Here is a 15093-nt window from a genome sequence, read left to right on the forward strand (position 1 = left end):
CCGCCGGAATTCCGGCGGAGCCCCAATTCGTTTTCGTTCCTGGCGGCCTACTTGCCGCTCAGCTTGTCCTTGATGCCGTCGACAACGTCCTTGGCCTTGTCCGCCACGTCCTCGGCGGCCTGCTTGATCTTCGCGGAAGCCTGATCGGCGAGCCCTTCGGCTTTGAGCTGATCGTTGTCGGTCAGATCGCCGGCCGCCTCCTTCGCCTTCCCGCCGAATTCTTCTGCCTTGTCAGCGATGCCCATGACATTCTCCATTCGCGTGTGAGCTGGGTCCGGCCGTTTCACCGGACTCGGCCAGTCTAGCCATGCCGCAGCCGACGCTAAAGTGATATTCGTCTCATTTTTTGGTCTTCGGGACCGCTCGGCTCGTGACGAGCCTGACCGCGCCCTCGTACCAGGTCCCGGTCAGGCGCACGAAAAGGTCGAGGAGCTTCGCGTCCGGGCCGACCAGCACTCGGGAGCTGCCTCGGCCGACCGCGTTCAAGATGATCTTCGCGGCGCGCTCGGGGGTGGTGATCGCCAGCTGCTGGAACAGCCGCATCGTCCCCGCCCCGTCGTAGTCCTCGTCGAACACGGCGTTGTTGACGATGTTCGTCTTGATGCCGCCCGGATGGACAGTGGTCACCTTCACCGGGCGCCGCGCCGCGCGCAGCTCTTGGCGCAGCGCGTCGGTGAACCCGCGCACCGCGAACTTCGCCGCGTTGTATGCGGATTGGCTCGGCACCGAGAACAGGCCGAAGATGCTCGAGACATTGACGACGTGCCCGGCCCCGGACTCGATCAGATGCGGCAGGAACGCCTTGGTCCCGTACACCACGCCCCAGAAGTCGACGTCCACCACGCGCTCGATGTCCTTGATAGAGCTCTTCTCGAAATCCCCCAAGAACGCGATGCCCGCGTTGTTGTACACCTGGTGGACCGTGCCGAAATGCTCTTTCACCTGGTCGGCGTACAGGAAGACCGCCTGCTCCTCGGCGACGTTGAGCCGGTCGGCCTTGACCGTTCCGCCCGCCGCCTCGACCAGGCGCTTCGTCTCGGCCAGCCCGTCCACGTCGATGTCGCTGATCGCCAGCTTCGCTCCTCGGCGGGCCAGCTCCACGCTCAGCGCGCGCCCGATTCCCGATCCTGCTCCAGTGACGACGGCGACTTTGCCAGCGAAATAGTTCACATCGGCACGGTAGCAGAGCGCGGAAACAGGCGTCGGACCGAGGCGGACATGGTTATGCCGTCGTCGGCGGGAGGGGGAGGCGCATCGATAGCTCTGCGGCCAGCCGGGGATATCGAGCGGGAGAGCGGATCCGGGGCTCCTGCTCGCCGCCCGTCGCACGCGGCCGGGCGGTCTTCTGGGACTTGGCCGAGGCGGGGCCTCAGGGGCTGAAACCGTTTCTGCGAGGCTGTAGAATTCCATCATGGAAGACCGGAGGCCGATTTCCCTCCAGAAGAACCGCCGGTCACCGGCCCCATAGCTCAGCTGGATAGAGCAAGAGCCTTCTAATCTCTAGGTCGCTGGTTCGAGTCCAGCTGGGGTCACGAGAGATTTCCGGGCGGGTCAGAAGATCCCGCGCTCGGTCCGGTACTCGCGCACCCAGTAGTGGACCGTCGTGACGCTCACCCCGTGCCGCGCCGCGAGTTCGCGCGCGGTGGCTTTTTCTGCAGGTATTGCTTGACGGCGGACTGTTGGTCTTGGTACGGCACGCGGGTGCGTTTGCTCTCGTGCCGAGGGGTCCGCTCCGCTGGCCGCGCTCGTTCCCGCGCGGCGCTTCGGTGCGCTTGCAATCGCGCGACGAGTTCTTCTCGCGTGGTGACGCCTGCGAGGAGCGCGTCCGCTTTGGAGGGTGCGCGGTGCAGGTCGCGCGGGGGCTTGGGCGATGGCAGGCCGTGCTCGTCGGCGTGGCGGCGCGCCCAGCGCCACACGGTGGAGGGCTGCACTCCGAGTTCGCGGGCGAGCTCGACGGCGGTCCGCTCGCCGGACACGACTTGCCGCGCCGCGTCCGCGCGCGCTTGGGGATTCGTTCGAGGACCCATCTCGCCAGCACCCTTCCCTTTCGGGATGCGCCGCGAGGCCGCGCCGAAACACCCCGAATCGACCCACGACGAGAAGCCCCACGTCGCTCTCGTGTTTCAGCGTAACAGCTTGCGGGCGGCAGTAGGCTCATGCGGGTGAGCGAAGAGACTGCGATGATCGAGGAGATCGGCCCCGGCGAGACGGCGCGCGGATGGTCGGCGATGCGGGAGCTGCGGCCGCACATCCCCGACGAGGAGGTGTTCGTGAGCCAGGTGGACGAGTTGCAGCGTCCGCTCGGCTACCGGCTCGTCGGGGTGTTCCCTGAGGGCTCCGATCAGGCGGTCGCGGTGGCCGGTTTCCGGTTGAACTACAACTTGGTCTCCGGCAAGCACCTCTATATCGACGATCTGTCCACGTTGCCCGAGCATCGGGGGAAGGGGCATGCCGCTCGGCTGCTCGCCTGGGCGGACGAGGAGGCGGAACGGCTCGGCTGCGGCGGGGTCGAGCTGGATTCGGGGACGGCGCCCGCACGGGCGACCGCGCACCGGCAGTATTTCAAGCACGGCTACACGATCACGAGCTTCCACTTCCGGAAGCCGCTGTGACCGCGTACGGGGATGTGCTGGCCGCCCGCGAGCGCGTCGTCGGGCGAGTGCGGCGCACCCCGGTGGTCCGCGTCGAGGTTCCGACCGGGGACGGCGAGCTGGAGGTGGACTTCAAGCTGGAGTTTCTGCAGCACACTGGCTCGTTCAAGGCGCGCGGGATGGTGAACGCGGTGCTCGCGGCCCGCGAGCGTGGAGCGCTTGGCGAGGCGGGCGTGGTGATCGCGTCGGGCGGCAACGCGGGTCTCGCGGCGGCGTGGGCGGCCCGGCTCGTCGGCTGTCCGGCCACGGTGGTCGTCCCGGTGACGGCTCCCGCTGCGAAAGTCGCCCAACTGCACGAGCATGGGGCCGAGGTGGTGCAGCACGGCGCGGTGTACGCCGAGGCGTACGAGGAGGCGGCGCGGATCGGGCGCGCGAGCGGAGCGTTGCCGCTGCACGCCTACGACTTGCCCGAGGTGGTGGCGGGGGCGGGGACGATCGGTGTGGAGCTGGTGGAGGATCTCGGCGATGCGGCGGCGACTGTGCTGATCGCGGTCGGCGGGGGCGGCTTGGTGGCCGGGGTCGCCTCGGCCGTGCCCGACAGTTGGCGGGTCGTCGGGGTGGAGCCGGCCGGCTGCCCGACGTTGCGCGCCGCGTTGACGGCGGGGGAGCCGGTCCGGGTCGAAGTCGACTCCGTCGCGCAGGACGCCCTCGGGGCGAGTGTTTTGGGCGCTCTCGCTTTCGAAGTCGCGACCGCGAAGGGCGTGGAGTCGGCGCTCGTGGCCGACGAGGAGATCCTCGAGGCGAAGGCTTGGCTGTGGCAGCGCTGCCGGATTGTGGTCGAACCGTCCGGGGCGACCGCGCTCGCCGGGCTGATGAGCGGGGCGGTGCGCGTGTCGGGCCGGGCGGTTGTGGTCCTGTGCGGGGCGAACACGTCGTTGGCCTAAGATGGTCCGGTGGCGGATTTCATCTACACCATGCGCAACGTGCGCAAAGCGCACGGCGACAAAGTCATCCTCGACAATGTGACCCTTGCCTTCCTCCCTGGGGCGAAGATCGGCGTCGTCGGCCCGAACGGAGCCGGCAAGTCCAGCGTCCTGAAGATCATGGCGGGGCTGGACCAGCCGGGCAACGGCGACGCCTTCCTCGCGCCGGAGGCGACTGTCGGCATCCTCATGCAGGAGCCGGAGCTCGACGAGGAGAAGACCGTCAAGCAGAACGTCGAGGCGGGCCTCGGCGAGATCAAGACGAAGCTCGACCGCTTCAACGAGATCGGCGAGCTGATGGCGACCGAGTACTCCGACGAGCTCATGGAGGAGATGGGGCGGCTCCAGGAGGAGATCGACCACGCCGACGCCTGGGATCTGGACTCCCAGCTGGAGCAGGCGATGGACGCGCTGCGCTGCCCGCCCGCGGACGAGTCGGTCGCGCATCTCTCCGGCGGCGAGCGCCGCCGGGTGGCGCTGTGCAAGCTGCTGCTCTCCAAGCCGGACCTGCTGCTGTTGGACGAGCCGACCAACCACCTGGACGCGGAGAGCGTGCTGTGGCTGGAGCAGTTCCTCGCGAGCTACCCCGGAGCCGTCCTCGCCGTCACCCACGACCGGTACTTCCTCGACAACGTCGCCCAGTGGATCCTCGAGCTCGACCGGGGCCGCGCCTACCCGTACGAGGGCAACTACTCCACGTACCTGGAGAAGAAGGCCGAACGGCTCGAAGTCCAGGGCAAGAAGGACCAGAAGCTGCAAAAGCGCCTCCAGGAGGAGCTGGCGTGGGTGAGGTCGGGCGCGAAGGCCCGCCAGGCCAAGAACAAGGCCCGACTCACCCGCTACGAGGAGATGGCCGCCGAGGCGGAGAAGACCCGCAAGCTCGACTTCGAGGAGATCCAGATCCCCGCAGGCCCCCGCCTGGGCAACGTGGTGGTCGAGGTCGACCATCTGGACAAGGGCTTCGGCGACCGCTTGTTGATCAAAGACCTCTCGTTCACGCTGCCGCGCAACGGCATCGTCGGGGTGATCGGGCCCAACGGCGTCGGCAAGTCCACGCTCTTCAAGACCATCGTCGGCCTCGAATCCCCGGATTCGGGCACGGTGAAGATCGGCGAGACCGTCAAGCTCAGCTACGTCGACCAGAACCGCGCGGGGATCGACTCCACGAAGACGGTCTGGCAAGTGGTCTCCGAAGGCCTCGACTACATCCAGGTCGGGCAGACCGAGATCCCGTCCCGCGCCTACGTCTCCGCGTTCGGGTTCAAAGGGCCGGACCAGCAGAAGCCCTCGGGCGTGCTCTCCGGCGGCGAGCGCAACCGGCTCAACCTGGCGCTCACGCTCAAGCAGGGCGGGAACTTGATCCTCCTCGACGAGCCGACCAACGACCTCGACGTGGAGACCCTCTCCTCGCTGGAGAACGCGCTGGAGAAGTTCCCCGGCTGCGCCGTGGTGATCTCCCACGACCGCTGGTTCCTCGACCGCACCTGCACCCACATCCTCGCGTGGGAGGGCACCGACGAGAACTCGGCGAGCTGGTTCTGGTTCGAAGGGAACTTCCAGGGCTATGAGGCGAACAAGATCGAACGCCTCGGCCCGGACGCGGCCCGCCCGCATTCTGTGACGCACCGCAAGCTCACCAGAGGCTGACCTCGGGGTCCGCGCGGCGCCTCGCCGCGTTGTCGGCCGCTCATGCACCTGCTCCGCTGGCGCTCAGCTGCTCGGGGCGGCGACGCTGGCTTCGCCGTAGAGCTTGGCGAAGCCAGCGAGCACGGCTTCGGACACGGTTTGCGCGGCGGAGAACGGGCGGAGCATCACGGTGAAGGTCTCGATCAAGCCGTTCTCGCCGGGCTCGAGGATATCCACCCCGTTGATCAGTTTCTCGCCGACTTTTGCCCGGAAGAGCAGCACGTGCGATTCGCGCGGCGCGCCGCCCGGCTCCTTCGCCGAAGAGCCCTCGTACTGGCCGACGTAGCGGAAATCGGTGAAGACGGCGGTCGTGAGGACGTTGAAGAGGGCGAGCACGGTCTCTTTGCCCTCGAACGGGCTGAATTTGACAGGGGAGTAGAACCGGATGTCCGGCGAGAGCAGCTCCGAAACCGCTGCGGGGTCTCGGTTCTCGATGGCTCGGCGGAAGTCGTCGGCGACGCTCATCTCTGTGGCCTCCTTGGGTCCGGGGTTGCCGCGGCGGACACAAGGCTGTGGCCTGCGGCATAGGTTCTATGTTTTTAAGTATAACCCGTTCTTGACGGATTCGGCGCTGCGGCGGCCGCGGATTTGGCTTAAGCTGGCGAAAAGCGATCACTGATGGAAGGGAGGTCGCATGGACGCGGTCACAATGGTCCCGCCGCCCGCGAACGAGCCGGTACTGGGGTATGCGCCCGGTTCCGCCGAGCGCGCGGCGGTGCGGGCGAGCATCGCCGAGTTGAGTTCTCGGATCGCGGATCTGACGCATGTCATCGGGGGCAGGCCGGTCGTCGGGTCGGGGGAGCCTGTCGCGGTGGTCGCCCCCCATCGGTTTCGCCACGTCCTCGGGGAGCTGCGCAACGCGACGGCAGACGAGGCGAAAGCGGCGGCCGCCTCGGCGGGGCAAGCCTCGGCCTCGTGGCGCGAGCTCTCGTTCGACGAGCGCGCGGCGGTCTTCCTCAGGGCGGCGGACCTCCTTGCGGGGCCGTGGCGGGCGAAGCTGGTCGCGGCCACGATGCTGGGCCAGTCCAAGTCGGTGCACCAGGCAGAGATCGACGCCGCGTGCGAGCTGATCGACTTTTGGCGGTTCAACGTGGCGTTCGCCCGCGAGCTGCTGGCCGAGCAGCCCGTGAGCTCGCCCGGAGTGTGGAACCGCGTGGAGTACCGGCCGCTGGAAGGCTTCGTCTATGCGATCACGCCGTTCAATTTCACCGCGATCGGCGGGAATCTCCCGACCGCTCCCGCGCTCTTGGGCAATACGGTTGTATGGAAACCGTCGCCGTCGCAAGCGCTCTCCGCGCAGCTGACTTTGGAGCTGCTGACCGAGGCGGGGCTGCCGCCGGGGGTGATCAACCTCGTGCACGGCGACGGGCTCGCGGTCTCCGAGGCGCTCCTCGCCGACCCCGGCCTTGCCGGGATCCATTTCACCGGCTCCACGGCCACCTTCCAGAAGCTCTGGTCGCAGGTCGGGGCGAACATCGCGAACTATCGGGGCTATCCGAGGATCGTGGGGGAGACCGGCGGCAAAGACTTCGTGCTCGCCCACCCGAGCGCGGACCCGGACGCGTTGGTGACCGGGCTCGTCCGGGGCGCCTTCGAATACCAGGGGCAGAAATGCTCCGCGGCTTCCCGCGCCTACATCCCACGGTCGCTCTGGGCGAAGATCGAGGACGAGCTGGTCGGGACGGCGGGCGGGCTGCGCTACGGCGACGTCGCGGACTTCGCGAACTTCGGCGGCGCGGTCATCGACCGCAGAGCGTTCGACAAGCACGCCGCAGCGCTGGACCGGGCGCGCAGCGCGCCGGACGTGCGGATTCTCGCGGGAGGCTCCGTCGACGACAGCGAAGGCTATTTCGTGAGCCCAACGGTGCTGCTGGCCGAGGACCCGACCGACGAGGCGATGCGCGTCGAGTACTTCGGCCCCATCCTCTCGGTGTACGTCTACGCCGACGGCGAATGGCCGGATGTGCTCGAATTGGTGGACACGACCTCGAAATACGCGCTCACCGGGGCGGTCTTCGCGCGGGACCGGGCCGCTGTCGAGCAGGCGCATCGGGCGCTGCGCTTCGCGGCGGGGAATTTCTACGTGAACGACAAGCCCACCGGGGCCGTGGTCGGCCAGCAGCCGTTCGGCGGCGGCAGGGCCTCGGGCACGAACGACAAGGCGGGCTCGAAGCTCAACCTGGCGCGCTGGGTCTCGCCCCGGTCGATCAAGGAGACGTTCGTCCCCTCGGTGGGCCACGCTTATCCGCATATGGCCTCATGAGCGACGGGGCGGCCCTGGCCCGGACGCTGCGGAACCCGATGCGCCCGGCGCTGCTCGCCGCGTCGAAGAGCCAGCGGCTCGAAGCGCTCTCGCAACGCTTCGCCTTCACCAGGGCGGTGGTCTCCCGATTCGTCGCCGGCGACACGCTGGAAGACGCGCTTCCCGCTGTGGCGCAGCTCTTGGCGACGCGTTTCGTCTCGGTCGACTACCTCGGCGAGAACGTCCGCGACCGGGAGCAGGCGCAAGCGACGGTCCGGGCGTACCTGGCGCTGCTGGACGGGCTGGGGGGACTGCGCGACGAGCTTGCCGCGCGCGGGCGAGTCCTCGCGGACGGCGCGGTGGAGGCCTCGATCAAACTCTCCGCGTTCGGGCAGTCTTTGCCCGGCGGCCAATCGATCGCCCTGGCGGGCGCGCAGGAGGTGTGCGCGAAGGCGGATGAGGTCGGAGCGCTGGTCACGGTGGACATGGAGGACCACACGACCACGGACGGCACGCTCGCGCTCGTGCGGGAGCTGCGGTCGGACTTCCCGCAGACCGGCGCGGTGCTGCAAAGCTATCTGCGGCGCACGGAGGCGGACTGCCGGGATCTCGCCGTGCCCGGCTCGCGGATCCGGCTGTGCAAAGGCGCGTACCAAGAGCCGGATTCCGTCGCCTACCAGGACAAAAGGGAGGTCGACTCCGCTTACCGGCGGTGCCTGGCGATTCTCTTCGAAGGCGGGGGGTACCCGATGGTCGCCTCGCACGATCCGGCGATGATCGCCGAGGCGGGCAGGCTCGCCTCGGCGACCCGGCGCGTCGCGGCGAGCTACGAATACCAGATGCTCTACGGCGTCCGCCCGGACGAGCAGGCGCGGCTGGCCGCCTCGCGCGCGCGGGTGCGCATCTACGTGCCCTACGGCGGGCAGTGGTATGGGTATTTCACTCGCAGGCTCGCGGAGCGGCCCGCGAACGTCGGTTTCTTCCTCCGCGCGCTGCTCGGACGACGATGAGGACAATGGTGAGATGATCAGGGTTGTTTCCGGAGCGCTGCGCGGTCGTCGGCTGCAGGTGCCGCAAGCGGGGGCGAGGCCGACCGCCGAGCGGGTGCGGGCGGCGATCTTCGACGCGCTGCGCAGCTATATCGATCTGGACGAGGCGCGCGTGCTGGACCTGTACGCGGGTTCGGGCGCGCTGGGCTTCGAGGCGGTTTCGCGCGGAGCCGAGACGGCGGTCTTGGTCGAGCACGCGGCGGTCGCGGTGAAGGCGCTGCGCGCGAACATCGCCAGCCTCGGACTGGAGGGAAGAGTCCGGGTCCAGGTCGGCAAGGTGCAACAGGCGCTCGCGGGACATGCCCCCGCCGAGCCGTACGACTTGGTGCTCGCCGACCCGCCTTACGACATCGGCGGCGGGGAGGTCGCCGACGTGCTCGGCAAGCTCGCCTCGGGCGGTTGGATCGCGACGGACGGGATGCTCGTGTTCGAACGCGCGGCCAGAGCCGCCGCCCCGACGTGGCCGGACGGCTTGGAGCCGGTCAAGAGTTATCTGTATGGCGATACGCGTGTGGAGTTCGCCAGGCCTGGGCCTTAGACGGCGATCTGCCGCGCCGTCGGCTCCTCGGACCGCAGCGGTCAGCGCAGGCCCCAGAGGAATCCGGCGAAGATGACGGCGAAACCGCCGATCTCGCCGACGGCCAAGGCGACCATGCCCGCGCGCAGAAACCAGCCCGCGTCCTTGAACTGGTTCGTCGTGTCCTTGCGCACCCCGTGGTAGGTGTAGGAGCCGATGGCGAAGACGAAGAAGGCGATGACGACGAGGGCTGCCGCCAAGTTCACGATCTGCGGCCACGCGCTCAACTGCACGAACGCCGCGATAAGCAGGATGGCGAAGGAGTACAGCAGCGCCGACCGACGGGCGATGTCGGTGTAGTGGTGCGCACGGCGCTTCGGCGAGGCGGCGATCTGACGGTACTTGAGCACGCCGAGGGCGAGCGCCCAGAGGAAGACCAGCCCGGCGGCGGCGAGGACGGCCGCAGTGCTGCATAACAGTGTTGTGCGCTCCATGGGGGCAGTCTAGCCCACGAGGCCCAGCCGTATTCTGTACTGTCGGCGGCTCCGTTGTGCTCGGGTCTGGGCGCGGTCGCCCTGGAGCGAGGCGAGGAGAAGGACCATGGCATACGCGACCAAACTGACCGAAATGTTCGGCATCGAGCACCCGGTGCTCCTCGCGCCGATGGGGGGCGTGGCGGGCGGGCGGTTGGCGAGCGCGGTCTCGGCCTCGGGCGGCCTCGGTTTCATCGGAGCCGGGTATGGCGGGGTCGAGGGGCTGGAACGCGAGCTCGCGTTGGCCGGGGAAGCCCGGATCGGGATCGGCTTCATCACCTGGACGGTCGAGCAGAATCGACAGCTGCTCGACGCGGCTCTGGCGAGCGGGCCCGCCGCGGTGTGGTTCTCCTTCGGCGATCCGACCCCGTATGCCGCGGCCGTCCACCAGGCCGGGGCGAGGCTGGTCTGCCAGGTGCAAAACCTCGACCAGGCCGCCGTCGCGCTCGAGGCGGGGGCGGATGTCTTGGTGGCGCAGGGGACCGAGGCGGGCGGGCACGGCGGCTCGGCCCGCGCGACGTTCACTTTCGTTCCCGAGGTCGTCGACCTCGCGCGCGACGCGGGCGCGCCCGTGCTCGCCGCGGGCGGCGTGATCGACGGCAGGGGGCTCGCCGCCGCGCTCGCGCTGGGGGCCGAAGGGGCGGTGGTCGGCAGCAGGTTCGTCGTGAGCGAGGAGTCGCTCCTGTCGCAGGCCGCTCGACGGCTGGTCGTCGCGGCGAAGGGGGACGACACCGTGCGCACCCGCGTGTACGACGTGGCCAGGGGTCTTTCCTGGCCCGAGGAGTTCACAGGCCGGGTGCTCCGCAACGAGTTCATCGACCAGTGGCACGGGCGAGAGGGCGAACTCGCCGAGCGGATGCCGCAGTTGCGCGAGGCCTTCGCGGAGGCTCTGGCGAACGGCGATTTCCGAATGGCGAGCGTCCACGTCGGCGAAGGCGTCGGGCTCATCCGTGAGGCGCTTCCAGCCTCGGACATCATGCGCGCGCTGATGGCCGAGACGGGCGAAGCCCTCGCTCGCGTCGGCCGGGCGGGAAGGCTTTAAACGAGCTCGAAGCCCGCTTCGGCGATGGCGTCGCGGACTTGCCCGTCGTCGAGCGGGCCGGTTGAGGCGACTCTGACTTCGCCGGTCTCCAGGTTGACGGCGACGTCGGCGACTCCGTCGAGCGCGGTCAGCTCCTTGTTCACCGCGCTCGCGCAATGCCCGCAGGTCATGCCCGACACGCGGTAAGTCTGGATGGTCATAGTCCTCCTTCACGCTCCTTTACGAACGGACGAGCCGGGCGATGGCGGCCGAAGCCTCGGCGATTTTCGCCTCGGGGTCGTTTTCGTGGTGGATCGCCGAGGCGACGCACCCTTTCAAATGCTCGTCGAGCAAGCCTAGCGCCATGGATTGCAATGCCCGAGTCGTCGCCGAGACTTGGGTGAGGACGTCGATGCAGTAGTCGTCCTGCTCGATCATGCGGGCGAGGCCCCGGACTTGGCCTTCGATCCTGCGCAATCGGCGCAGGTGGCTCTCCTTGTTGTCGTTGTACCCGTGCGCGCCGTGCTCGGCTTTGTGGCAGCAGTCCGCCCCTGTCTCGGGCGCGGTGGGGCTTGGCATTTCTTCGCTCATCTGCCGATTATACCCCAGTAGGGTATTGCTGAGGCCGGGGAAAGCTCAAGACCCCGTGATGTCCGTGCTGCAGCGCGTGGAGAACTTCCCCTTGGTCTCGACGGTCGGCTTGCCGTTCACCGCGATCTTGCAGGTGACCTCGCCGCTGGAGACGAGCGCGTTCAAGTGGATGGGGATGGTCTGGGCGATCGACACCGTCTTGCTCCACGGCAGCGGGACGTTGTTGAGGGTCTGCTTCGCGCCGTTCTCGTCCCAGTAGACGAGTTCTGTCGCGGGGCCGGAGCCGAGGACCTGGTAGGCGACCGTCACCGGGGCCGCTGCGGCGAGGCTGGCGGGTAGCGCCAAGGGGAGGGCGGCGGCCGCGACGAGGGCGGCTTTGGCCAAAACGGACATGAGCGGCTGATCCTTTCTCTGCGCTGCCAGGCGGTCGGACTCCCCCGGTCAACTGCGATCTCTCTGCGGCAAATGCTAATCCGGCCGAAACCCCCGTGCAACCGCGCGGCGCTGGGAAAGAGCTGAGAAAACGCCAAGGGCGCTGGCGGGGCGTTCGGGCGCTGCGGAGCCGCTTAGCGGTCGTGGACGGCTGGGCGCAGCGTGGTCTCGCAGCTGACGAAATAGTCCCCGGTGGCCTCGGCGACGACCTGGCCGTCCACGGTGATCCGGCAATGCGCGGTGCCCGAATCGACTTGGGCGCTGAGCCGGATGGGGTTTTGATCGGTGAGGGTGACGGTGCGGGACCAGGGCAACGCGATCCCGTGTTCGGACGCGATGTCGTGGTCGGCCTGCCAGTACATCAGGATGGACGCGACGGCGGGGCCGGTGACCGAATACGAGACGGTCATCGGAATGCCTTTGGCGGTCGGGGTCGACGCGGCGGAAGAGCGCCGGGTGGAGGGCTCGGGGAACGCGCCGGTCGTGCTCGTGGTGGCTCGGGGCGAGTCGGGGCTGGGCATGCGCTGCGGGGTCGAGGCCGCGATGCTCGAGCCGGTGGGGGCCGAGGTGGCCTGCTCGACGCGGTCGAGCGCGGCCCCGCCGTCCCGCGCGGGCAGGCTGACCACGGCCACGAGGGCGAATCCGCCCACGACGAGGACGCCGACCACGGCCATGACGAAAAGGAGCGGCAGTTTCGCGGTTTTCATCGAGGGCGCTTTCATTGGTCGGTCCGCTGTGGCGATCGACTCATCTTAGCGCCAATGTGTTGCTAGACTGCATCCCATCGGAAGGGCCCAGCCGCTGCCGGGTCCTCCAAGACGGCTCATCGCAGGCGGCGGCTTCGTCGTATGGAGGAACCGATGTCACCGGTCGCTGTTTTCGCCGCCGCTCTCGTGCTCGCGGGCCAAGGGCAGGTCGCCCCGCTTCACGAGAAGCTGCGCGGCCCGTACCAGGACGAGTGGACGTGCAGGAAGTCCGCGGAGTTCGTCGGCCGCGAGGACGTCCACTGCAAGCTGCTCTCCGGCAAGCAGATCCCCGGCGGGGGAGCCTGGTTCTGGGAGGAGTAGCGGGCCGTCGGCCAGTGCCTTCCGGGCGTACTGCGGAAGCGGCGCGCTGGCTCGGGCGCTGAAGGAGTTTGCTACGGCTGTCGGATCGCTCCTCGGTCCGGGTCTCGCGGTGCGAGGACGGCGGGCGGCCGACCCGCAATGTGTGATGTATATCATGTTTTCTGTATGATTTGTCCGAACATCACGTATATCGGCTATGAGCTGCGCCATATAGTTGAAGCAAGGCTTCGAGAACGCTGCGAGGAGAAGAGCATGGCTGTTGAGCGGTTCGCGACGACAGGCGCGGCCCCGGACCATTTCGCTCCCGAAGAGGTCGCGCTGCACGCGCGGGACGTCCAGTTCGACTTCTCGAACTCGCCGCTGTGCTGGATCGAGGGCGACCCGTACGGCTCGCATTTCATCTCCTCGCTGAACCTCCTGCTCCCCACGGGGGAGCGGTGGTTCTGCGCGAACTTCACCGAGGCGATGGGCTACGTCAAAGACGAGCGGCTGCGCGAAGAGATGATCGGCTTCATGGGGCAGGAGGCCGTGCACGCCAAGAGCCACGACAAGGCGCTTCCGGAGTTCCTCCGGCGGCACGGGATCGACGCGGAGCCGTTCGTCGACCAGGTGGAGTGGCTCTTCGGGCGGATCAGCGAGCGGCTCGAAACCGTCTACCCCGCCCCTTCGCGCGGCGCGGCCGAGGTGTCGGTCGAGATCATCGCAGGGCTGGAACACTTCTTCGCGGCCCTCGGCAACTGGGTGCTCAACAACAACTGGGACGAGATGGGCGTTGACCCGGTGATCAAAGACCTTTTCCGCTGGCACGGCGCGGAAGAGGTCGAGCACCGCCACGTCGCGTACAACGTGGCGGGCTACTTCCGCAAGGGCTACCTGCGGCATATGGTGGCGAGCGTCGTCGCGGCCGCCGTCCTGCTCATGCTCGTCGCCAGGGGGACGAAATTCCTGGTCCATAACGACCCCTCGCTGCCCAATCTCGGCTATTTCCGGTTGATGTGGAAGATCCGGAAGTCGGGCAAGCGGGGCTCGATACCGACGATCCGGTTCCTGTTCGTCACGATGCTGCGGCTGTTCAAGCCGAACTACTCGCCGGAGGCGGAGGGGAACACCGCTCAGGCCATCGCGTACCTCGCCACGTCTCCCGCGGCCCGAGAGATCAATGGCTGAGCAGGTTTTCGTGGAAGAGATCGGGCCGGTCCGCCGCCGCATGCGCAACGCGCTGATCAAAGCGGGGATTTTGAAGACCAGCGAACGGGACGTCCCGCTCACGCTCTACACGCAAGACCGCCGCGACCGGGGGCTGCGCGTCGTTGGCGCCATGATCGACTATGTCGCCCCGCCGCTGGTGCGCAGCATCTTCCAGGACGACGCGCCCGAGCTCGCGGAGAACTCCGGGCGTAGGGTCCTGCGGCTGATCGACCGGCAGATCGTCGCGAGGGACGAGAACGTCTGCCAGCTCACGTTCGCCGCTGCGGACAACGCGAAGCTGACCCCGTGGCACGCGGGCGCGCACATCGACCTGCACCTGCCCTCGGGCCGGGTGCGCCAGTACTCGTTGTGCGGGGACCCGCGCAGGGAGCGGGAGTACCGGATCGGGGTCCGGCGGATCCCGGACGGCGGGGGCGGGTCCATCGAGGCACATGCGCTCGAGGTGGGCCAATTCGTCGAGGTCAGCCAGCCTCGCAACGCGTTCATGATGCCGTTGCCGGGGTCCGCCTCGTCGAAGAAGAAGCTGCGCTTCATCGCGGGCGGCATCGGGATCACGCCGATCCTGCCGATGGCGCGCCTCGCGGACCGGCTCGGCTTGGAGTGGAGCATGCTCTATTCGGGCCGGCACCGGTCGAGCCTGCCGTTCTTGGACGAGGTGGAGGCGTTCGGCCATCGGGCGATGATCCGCACGGACGACGAGCACGGCCTGCCCGTTCCGGAGGAGCTGCTGGCGGGGGTGGACGGGGACACCGCCGTCTATGTCTGCGGGCCGCCGCCGATGATCGAGACGATCCGCCGGGGCATCGGGCCGGACGCCTCGGTCGAGCTGCACTACGAGCGGTTCTCCCCGCCGCCGGTGGTGAACGGGACGCCGTTCCAAGCGGTGCTCGCCCGGAGCGGCGAGGTGGTCGAGGTCGCGGCGGACGAGAGCGCCCTCGCGGCGATCCGTCGGGTCAAGCCGAACGTCGGGTACTCTTGCCAGCAGGGCTTTTGCGGGACGTGCGTGCAACGCGTGCTCGGCGGCGAGGTGGACCACCGCGACAGCACGCTCACCGATCAGCAGCGGGCGAGGGGCGACATGCTTGTGTGCGTCTCGCGGTCCAAAGACGGCGGACGGCTGACTCTCGACCTGTGACCGCGCCCCGCGCGGGGAGTGCGTTAGGCTCAGAGCC

At 68.4% G+C, this 15093-nt stretch carries 19 protein-coding genes and 1 tRNA gene; 11 read left to right on the top strand and 9 right to left on the bottom strand.

Annotated elements, in window-relative coordinates; translation table 11 throughout:
- Positions 1 to 47: 47 nt before the first annotated feature.
- Together HMPREF9336_RS01745 and HMPREF9336_RS01750 are read right to left on the bottom strand one after the other, a co-directional pair.
- On the bottom strand, positions 48 to 245 hold the full coding sequence (locus HMPREF9336_RS01745) for a CsbD family protein (RefSeq protein ID WP_007471944.1): 198 nt from the start codon (positions 243 to 245) through the stop codon (positions 48 to 50).
- Between the two features lie 94 nt (positions 246 to 339).
- On the bottom strand, positions 340 to 1170 hold the full coding sequence (locus HMPREF9336_RS01750) for an SDR family NAD(P)-dependent oxidoreductase (RefSeq protein ID WP_021029925.1): 831 nt from the start codon (positions 1168 to 1170) through the stop codon (positions 340 to 342).
- A 288-nt stretch (positions 1171 to 1458) separates the two neighbouring features.
- Between HMPREF9336_RS01750 and HMPREF9336_RS01755 the strand changes: the two genes are divergently transcribed.
- A tRNA-Arg gene (locus HMPREF9336_RS01755) sits at positions 1459 to 1532 on the top strand.
- A gap of 78 nt (positions 1533 to 1610) precedes the next feature.
- Here the strand turns inward: HMPREF9336_RS01755 and HMPREF9336_RS01760 are convergent.
- Positions 1611 to 2027 carry a transposase gene (locus HMPREF9336_RS01760; RefSeq protein WP_021029926.1) on the bottom strand — a complete coding sequence of 139 codons (417 nt, stop codon included), beginning with the start codon at positions 2025 to 2027 and terminating at the stop codon, positions 1611 to 1613.
- Between the two features lie 135 nt (positions 2028 to 2162).
- Here HMPREF9336_RS01760 and HMPREF9336_RS01765 point away from each other — a divergent pair, with 135 nt between their 5' ends.
- The 3 genes from HMPREF9336_RS01765 to ettA are packed head-to-tail and all read left to right on the top strand — an operon-like array spanning position 2163 to position 5221.
- Positions 2163 to 2612: a GNAT family N-acetyltransferase gene (locus HMPREF9336_RS01765; protein ID WP_007471939.1), complete on the top strand. Its 450-nt coding sequence runs from the start codon at positions 2163 to 2165 to the stop codon at positions 2610 to 2612.
- Positions 2609 to 3535, top strand: coding sequence for a serine/threonine dehydratase (locus HMPREF9336_RS01770; RefSeq protein WP_021029928.1), 927 nt, complete (start codon positions 2609 to 2611; stop codon positions 3533 to 3535). Before HMPREF9336_RS01765 ends, HMPREF9336_RS01770 begins: the two co-directional genes overlap by 4 nt.
- Positions 3536 to 3544: 9 nt before the next feature.
- On the top strand, positions 3545 to 5221 hold the full coding sequence (ettA, locus tag HMPREF9336_RS01775) for an energy-dependent translational throttle protein EttA (RefSeq protein WP_007471935.1): 1677 nt from the start codon (positions 3545 to 3547) through the stop codon (positions 5219 to 5221).
- A gap of 63 nt (positions 5222 to 5284) precedes the next feature.
- Here the strand turns inward: ettA and HMPREF9336_RS01780 are convergent, their stop codons facing one another.
- Positions 5285 to 5725 (bottom strand): nuclear transport factor 2-like protein, encoded by a 441-nt coding sequence (locus HMPREF9336_RS01780; RefSeq protein ID WP_007471932.1) that lies wholly within the window; start codon positions 5723 to 5725, stop codon positions 5285 to 5287.
- 169 nt (positions 5726 to 5894) lie between these two features.
- Between HMPREF9336_RS01780 and pruA the strand changes: the two genes are divergently transcribed.
- From pruA to rsmD, 3 genes are read left to right on the top strand one after another with little or no spacing between them, the layout of a single operon-like run.
- Complete coding sequence (gene pruA, locus HMPREF9336_RS01785; RefSeq protein ID WP_007471930.1) at positions 5895 to 7523, top strand: L-glutamate gamma-semialdehyde dehydrogenase; 1629 nt, start codon at positions 5895 to 5897, stop codon at positions 7521 to 7523.
- Positions 7520 to 8512 carry a proline dehydrogenase family protein gene (locus tag HMPREF9336_RS01790; protein ID WP_021029929.1) on the top strand — a complete coding sequence of 331 codons (993 nt, stop codon included), beginning with the start codon at positions 7520 to 7522 and terminating at the stop codon, positions 8510 to 8512. Before pruA ends, HMPREF9336_RS01790 begins: the two co-directional genes overlap by 4 nt.
- 13 nt (positions 8513 to 8525) lie before the next feature.
- The gene (gene rsmD, locus HMPREF9336_RS01795) at positions 8526 to 9089 is read left to right on the top strand and encodes a 16S rRNA (guanine(966)-N(2))-methyltransferase RsmD (RefSeq protein WP_007471927.1); all 564 of its coding nucleotides are present in this window, start codon (positions 8526 to 8528) and stop codon (positions 9087 to 9089) included.
- 41 nt (positions 9090 to 9130) lie between these two features.
- Here the strand turns inward: rsmD and HMPREF9336_RS01800 are convergent, their stop codons facing one another.
- Positions 9131 to 9562 (bottom strand): hypothetical protein, encoded by a 432-nt coding sequence (locus HMPREF9336_RS01800; protein WP_007471925.1) that lies wholly within the window; start codon positions 9560 to 9562, stop codon positions 9131 to 9133.
- 106 nt (positions 9563 to 9668) lie between these two features.
- On the opposite strand from HMPREF9336_RS01800, the gene HMPREF9336_RS01805 reads away from it, so the two are divergent.
- Positions 9669 to 10643 (top strand): NAD(P)H-dependent flavin oxidoreductase, encoded by a 975-nt coding sequence (locus tag HMPREF9336_RS01805; protein WP_021029930.1) that lies wholly within the window; start codon positions 9669 to 9671, stop codon positions 10641 to 10643.
- On the opposite strand, the gene HMPREF9336_RS01810 is transcribed toward HMPREF9336_RS01805, so the two are convergent.
- The 4 genes from HMPREF9336_RS01810 to HMPREF9336_RS01825 all read right to left on the bottom strand — a co-directional run bounded on the left by HMPREF9336_RS01810 (position 10640) and on the right by HMPREF9336_RS01825 (position 12352).
- Entirely contained in the window at positions 10640 to 10843 is a 204-nt protein-coding gene (locus HMPREF9336_RS01810) for a heavy-metal-associated domain-containing protein (protein ID WP_007471921.1), read from the bottom strand. The two genes, HMPREF9336_RS01805 and HMPREF9336_RS01810, sit on opposite strands and share 4 nt — an antisense overlap.
- Before the next feature lie 19 nt (positions 10844 to 10862).
- Positions 10863 to 11213: a metal-sensitive transcriptional regulator gene (locus tag HMPREF9336_RS01815; RefSeq protein ID WP_007471920.1), complete on the bottom strand. Its 351-nt coding sequence runs from the start codon at positions 11211 to 11213 to the stop codon at positions 10863 to 10865.
- 45 nt (positions 11214 to 11258) lie between these two features.
- The gene (locus HMPREF9336_RS01820) at positions 11259 to 11606 is read right to left on the bottom strand and encodes an MmpS family transport accessory protein (RefSeq protein ID WP_007471918.1); all 348 of its coding nucleotides are present in this window, start codon (positions 11604 to 11606) and stop codon (positions 11259 to 11261) included.
- A 173-nt stretch (positions 11607 to 11779) separates the two neighbouring features.
- Positions 11780 to 12352 (bottom strand): MmpS family transport accessory protein, encoded by a 573-nt coding sequence (locus HMPREF9336_RS01825; protein ID WP_169727291.1) that lies wholly within the window; start codon positions 12350 to 12352, stop codon positions 11780 to 11782.
- Between the two features lie 153 nt (positions 12353 to 12505).
- Here HMPREF9336_RS01825 and HMPREF9336_RS01830 point away from each other — a divergent pair, with 153 nt between their 5' ends.
- The 3 genes from HMPREF9336_RS01830 (at position 12506) to HMPREF9336_RS01840 (ending at position 15056) form a co-directional block, all read left to right on the top strand.
- Positions 12506 to 12712 (top strand): hypothetical protein, encoded by a 207-nt coding sequence (locus HMPREF9336_RS01830; RefSeq protein WP_021029932.1) that lies wholly within the window; start codon positions 12506 to 12508, stop codon positions 12710 to 12712.
- Between the two features lie 252 nt (positions 12713 to 12964).
- Entirely contained in the window at positions 12965 to 13879 is a 915-nt protein-coding gene (locus tag HMPREF9336_RS01835; RefSeq protein WP_021029933.1) for a metal-dependent hydrolase, read from the top strand.
- Positions 13872 to 15056, top strand: a complete 1185-nt coding sequence (locus HMPREF9336_RS01840) for a PDR/VanB family oxidoreductase (protein WP_007471912.1) — start codon at positions 13872 to 13874, stop codon at positions 15054 to 15056. Before HMPREF9336_RS01835 ends, HMPREF9336_RS01840 begins: the two co-directional genes overlap by 8 nt.
- Positions 15057 to 15093 lie beyond the last annotated feature (37 nt).

This window comes from Segniliparus rugosus ATCC BAA-974 (genome assembly GCF_000185725.2).
GTDB lineage: Bacteria > Actinomycetota > Actinomycetes > Mycobacteriales > Mycobacteriaceae > Segniliparus > Segniliparus rugosus.

Coding starts and splice junctions, on each gene's coding strand:
- HMPREF9336_RS01745 (WP_007471944.1), bottom strand. CDS start 245: ATGGGCATCGCTGACAAGGCAGAAGAATTCGGCGGGAAGGCGAAGGAG.
- HMPREF9336_RS01760 (WP_021029926.1), bottom strand. CDS start 2,027: ATGGGTCCTCGAACGAATCCCCAAGCGCGCGCGGACGCGGCGCGGCAA.
- HMPREF9336_RS01780 (WP_007471932.1), bottom strand. CDS start 5,725: ATGAGCGTCGCCGACGACTTCCGCCGAGCCATCGAGAACCGAGACCCC.
- pruA (WP_007471930.1), top strand. CDS start 5,895: ATGGACGCGGTCACAATGGTCCCGCCGCCCGCGAACGAGCCGGTACTG.
- HMPREF9336_RS01790 (WP_021029929.1), top strand. CDS start 7,520: ATGAGCGACGGGGCGGCCCTGGCCCGGACGCTGCGGAACCCGATGCGC.
- rsmD (WP_007471927.1), top strand. CDS start 8,526: ATGATCAGGGTTGTTTCCGGAGCGCTGCGCGGTCGTCGGCTGCAGGTG.
- HMPREF9336_RS01800 (WP_007471925.1), bottom strand. CDS start 9,562: ATGGAGCGCACAACACTGTTATGCAGCACTGCGGCCGTCCTCGCCGCC.
- HMPREF9336_RS01805 (WP_021029930.1), top strand. CDS start 9,669: ATGGCATACGCGACCAAACTGACCGAAATGTTCGGCATCGAGCACCCG.
- HMPREF9336_RS01810 (WP_007471921.1), bottom strand. CDS start 10,843: ATGACCATCCAGACTTACCGCGTGTCGGGCATGACCTGCGGGCATTGC.
- HMPREF9336_RS01815 (WP_007471920.1), bottom strand. CDS start 11,213: ATGAGCGAAGAAATGCCAAGCCCCACCGCGCCCGAGACAGGGGCGGAC.
- HMPREF9336_RS01820 (WP_007471918.1), bottom strand. CDS start 11,606: ATGTCCGTTTTGGCCAAAGCCGCCCTCGTCGCGGCCGCCGCCCTCCCC.
- HMPREF9336_RS01825 (WP_169727291.1), bottom strand. CDS start 12,352: ATGAAAACCGCGAAACTGCCGCTCCTTTTCGTCATGGCCGTGGTCGGC.
- HMPREF9336_RS01830 (WP_021029932.1), top strand. CDS start 12,506: ATGTCACCGGTCGCTGTTTTCGCCGCCGCTCTCGTGCTCGCGGGCCAA.
- HMPREF9336_RS01835 (WP_021029933.1), top strand. CDS start 12,965: ATGGCTGTTGAGCGGTTCGCGACGACAGGCGCGGCCCCGGACCATTTC.
- HMPREF9336_RS01840 (WP_007471912.1), top strand. CDS start 13,872: ATGGCTGAGCAGGTTTTCGTGGAAGAGATCGGGCCGGTCCGCCGCCGC.